The organism is Autumnicola lenta (assembly GCF_031846515.1).
Classification (GTDB): domain Bacteria; phylum Bacteroidota; class Bacteroidia; order Flavobacteriales; family Flavobacteriaceae; genus Autumnicola; species Autumnicola lenta.
In genome coordinates, this window is record NZ_JAVRHO010000051.1 from 1 (window position 1) to 3,377 (window position 3,377).

General features: G+C 36.3%; 3 protein-coding genes and 1 pseudogene. All 4 read left to right on the forward strand.

Annotation, left to right across the window (positions count from 1 at the left end; genetic code table 11):
• Positions 1-393: 393 nt before the first annotated feature.
• Positions 394-493, forward strand: a pseudogene (locus tag RM545_RS17670) (IS982 family transposase); the annotation flags it as partial.
• 335 nt (positions 494-828) lie between these two features.
• Positions 829-2,601 (forward strand): 2-keto-4-pentenoate hydratase, encoded by a 1,773-nt coding sequence (locus RM545_RS17320; protein ID WP_311496540.1) that lies wholly within the window; start codon positions 829-831, stop codon positions 2,599-2,601.
• Positions 2,602-2,894: 293 nt separating this feature from the next.
• On the forward strand, positions 2,895-3,089 hold the full coding sequence (locus RM545_RS17325) for a transposase (RefSeq protein ID WP_311496541.1): 195 nt from the start codon (positions 2,895-2,897) through the stop codon (positions 3,087-3,089).
• An 11-nt stretch (positions 3,090-3,100) separates the two neighbouring features.
• Positions 3,101-3,283: a transposase gene (locus RM545_RS17675; protein WP_432264598.1), complete on the forward strand. Its 183-nt coding sequence runs from the start codon at positions 3,101-3,103 to the stop codon at positions 3,281-3,283.
• Positions 3,284-3,377 lie beyond the last annotated feature (94 nt).

Sequence of the window (3,377 nt, forward strand, 5' to 3'; positions counted from 1 at the left end):
ATCAATATTAATTACAATAAGTTTTAAATCAGAGTTTTCACCCTTCAATAGACCAAAAACAATTTTTATATGAAAAGGTTGCCAGGATTATATTATTTAGGGCTACCTTTTTCGTTTTTACTCCTCATAAACTGCAAAAAAGCCGTCCAAAAAGAAAATATCCGGGTTATAAAGGAATCTGATGGTGAGGTGATTTTAATCAGTGGGTCGATAATGATCAGGATGGATAGTTAAATGAGATGCTGTTTTTGGCAAATATCGATGCGAAGTCCACATTGAAATATCTTTTAACCTGAGTTCGATTAGTAATATGGAGTAAAAAATAAATAAAAATAGGTAGATTAGTAGTATATTAAAGTGCTAGAAATCAATATTTTAACTAATTATCCACCTATGATAATCTATTCTAAAATTACCGAAATTTTTTTGTCTTGTGGACGAGTTTTGCAAAGAATATGACCAGATCGTCGAGAACCACCTTTTGGGTAAACCCTGGGAGTTGCTTAGATCGAACTCAGGTTAAAAGGCTGTGAAGGGAATTGAAATTCTTTAATAGGAGTATCTGATCTCACATCCCTTAAATTAACTCACCATTTTGAACTCAACTAAAAATCAGTCTTCAGAGGCATTTAAATTTAACTGCTATTCATATTTTAGAAAGAATTATTATTCCAAAAAGTGGAGATATCTTTTAACTAATATTTAAAAATATTGTTAAAAAGAACCCATTGGGGGAAATCCCCCATCGTAAAAAGTTCCTTTAAAATGTAACTTGAGATTCAAAAATTTATTAACCCTTTATAAATTATTAATCTAAAACAAGTTTCTATGAAAAAGATTAACTCAAACCTTTATTTACTGGCGATTTTTGCCTTTCTCTTTACTTCCTGTAGTAAAGATGAAAATTCGGGCCTTACAGATGACCCAACAAAAGCACAACTTAGTTTTGGTGCTATTCTTAATGATATTGAAAGCGGCAGGGCCAGCGAAAAATCCCACACCAGTTTTTTAGACGAAGTGCCGGAATGTTCAGATGAAGCTGCGGCTTATGTGGAAATAATACTTTCTCGAAATGGAGTTAATGTGGTAGGAAGTGAAGCTACTCCACACAGGGTAAACCTGGCTGCCGGACAAATATTTACAGTAGAAGATGCTGCCCTGGAACTGGAACCGGATAATTATTCTTTAGAATATTTTGCTGTTTACGGGGCTTCCGGAGAAATGATCTGGCTTGCACCATACGGTAATGGAGGTAACCTTTCACAATTTGTAGATACTGCACTCCCAATAAGTATAGATCTTGGTGCCGGTGTAAAAAAATATGTAGAAGTTGATGTTTTATGCTATGATGATCGTGGAGTTAATGAATACGGCTACCTGTTCTTTGATGTAGACCAGAACCGGGCCATGGAATTTTGTATTTTCGGTAACTTCTGTGATGATACCGGCAGACATTATCCTGCACAATATAGCGTAGATGTATGGAGTTACGCTAATGGAATATTAGGAGACCAATTGTATGAAGATGTATATAGTGATGTTTACTTAAATAACGATGGAGATTATGCTGCAAGTCCGGTATGTTTTGCCCTTCCTGATACAGAAGGAATGGATGAATACTACTTTGAAATAACTATTAGAAATTCTGATGCTTATGGAGATGTGGACGAAAGAGTTATTCGTGCGGGAGTAATTAATGATGATGATGTGAGAGATCTAATGGGCGATAATGACGATGTTGATTACTATCACTTTAGAGAAGGAAATTGTGGAGATATGGAAGATTTCCCTAATTTTTTTAATTCTGAGTATCCGGGATTATTTGCATTTGTTGATGACTATGCGGATTCCTTTTTTAATATAGAACCTTTTCCGGCTCTAACACCTATTTATCCAAGTTTAACAATTGAGGATGCTTATGATTTTCAAGTGTTGTTAAATATAGAGCTTCAACAAAGAGGATTGGAAGAAATAAGTGGTTATAAGCTAGGATTTACTGCGGATATGAAGCCTTTTGGAGCTCCAAAACCTATTTATGGCCGACTCTATTCAAGCTTTGAAGTTCCCAATGGAACAACTTTAAGTATAAGCGAGGATTTTATTCGTGGATCTGTGGGTTATGAAGTGGCTATAATTATTGGTAAAGATATTAGAACTGCTATAAGCCCGGAAGAAGCAAAAGATGCAGTAAAAGCTATTGCCCCTGCATTTGAATTTGCAGACTTTGCGTTTAATCCCAATAATGAAGTAATTGATTTCAGAGACATCATTGCTACAAATAGTGCCGCACGTACATACATTTTAGGAGAAGAAACTTTACTCGAAAATTTGTTAGATCAGGGAATTAACCCTAACCAGATTGAAGTAACGGGAACTTTAGATGGAAATGTTATTTTAGAAGCTGCAATTGGTCTTCCTGTGGACGGGATATTTCAAGCAGTTTCTTTTTTAAGTCAGGAACTGGCTTCCACGGGTTCATATATAAAAGCAGGTGATATTATCTTGACCGGAGCAATAAAAGGTAACCAGTTGGATGGACCGGGTACATATGTTGGAGATTATGGTATCCTTGGTTCTATTCGAGTTACTTTAGTTGAATAATTAAATATTTGTTTTTTATTTAAGCACGAATTGTAGATGGATTTTCCTCTACTGTTTGTGCTTTCTTATATTAAAAAAAGATTTTAAAACTAGATTTACAGAATGTTCTATATAAAAATGTACCTGTTGAAAAGTATCCGGCTCACCAATTACATCTTATGGCTTAGGATAATTAGTCGACCCTTATAAAGGGTCATACCTACGGATTTTACTGGCATTTAAGGCTCTTTTTCTAATAAAAAGTGCGCTTAAAAGAACAGTTTTTTGTAAATTACAGTCCATAACCTTGTCAAATGCGCGCAAAATCCAAGACCACTTCGCAGCTTAATTTTCTTGCCCCGACTTTAGCAGAACAGTTAAATCCCAAACATCTGCTTTACCTTTTGGTCCATGAGATCGATTGGGAGTATTTTGAAAAGGAATTTTCTGAGCTTTACTCTGAAAAAGGCCTTCCTGCCCACAGTATCCGCCTGATGACCTCTTGCTGATATTGAAAGCGATGTACAACCTCTCGGATGAAAAGCTGGTAGGGGAACACTGGGAAATGAATGCTTACTTTCAATATTTTGGAGACCTGCAACTTCAGAAATGGGTGCAACCCTGTGCTGCCAGTGACCTGGTACATTTCCGCCAGCGTATAGGGAAATCAGGAGTGGAAAAAATATTTCGGAATTCCATATAAAAGCATGGTAAGGATGGAGAGGATCCCAATGTGAGTGTTGGCAGTACCGTGCAGGAGAAGAACATCACCTATCCTACCGATGCCGAACTGCATA